This is a genomic window from Ruminococcus sp. CAG:330, from assembly GCF_000437175.1.
GTDB lineage: Bacteria > Bacillota > Clostridia > Oscillospirales > Ruminococcaceae > Ruminococcus_C.
Genome location: NZ_FR897969.1, coordinates 1 through 738 on the forward strand (window position 1 = coordinate 1; position 738 = coordinate 738).

Consider the following 738-nt stretch of genomic DNA (forward strand, 5'->3'; position numbering starts at 1 on the left):
ATTCGTTTCCGCTTGCGTCCGTTTTGTCCAAGTCGCTCCACGTGTGCGTCCAGCCGTTGCTGCTGGAAAGTTCTGCCGTTTCCGAAAAGTCTTTATCATAGTCTGTGCCACTTTCCAGCTTTCGCCGAAGCGTGACATTGACTGCGCCGTGTGATGCGCCCGCCTTGTCATTGTCAACCCACTTCTTCTTCACCGAGATCGATGTCTTCTCGATGGTTTTGGTGTTGGTGACGGTGATGGTGGCAGTTTCGCCATTTACCGGTTGCCCATTGTGTGCAATCGAAGATTCCCAACCAGAAATCTCAGGTTCAACCACATAATACGCATATGCCTCATCCAAATCAGAAAATGTTTTCTGCCAGTTGCTTGTAACGTCCAACGTGATATCCTGTACGAATTGATAGTCGCTATTGATGCTTCCATCTTTCGCATAAAAGTCACTCGGAACTCCTGTAACATCTGTTGGCGCAAGAACGGTCGTACCAGTACCCGGTGTAACACCCGTGTAATGAGAAATAATTGCATTATAGAATGCATTGGCAATCTCGCCATATCCCTCTTTTGAAGGATGCACACCGTCATACAATTGCGTGTTCTTATCCACAGCTGCATTGATATCCACAAACTGTACAGTAGAAGTTGCGGTTTCCTTTTGCAATTCCGCTACAACTTCTTGCAACATTGCATTATACGATTTGATCATTTTATTGATCTCATCTTCAAATGCTTGTGCATTTT

General features: G+C 45.4%; 1 protein-coding gene. It reads right to left on the minus strand.

Translation table 11 applies throughout. From position 1 onward, the window contains the following. Window positions 1-738, minus strand: a 738-nt coding sequence (locus QZL66_RS00090; protein WP_293601725.1) for a Cna B-type domain-containing protein, incomplete at both ends; no start/stop codon positions are given.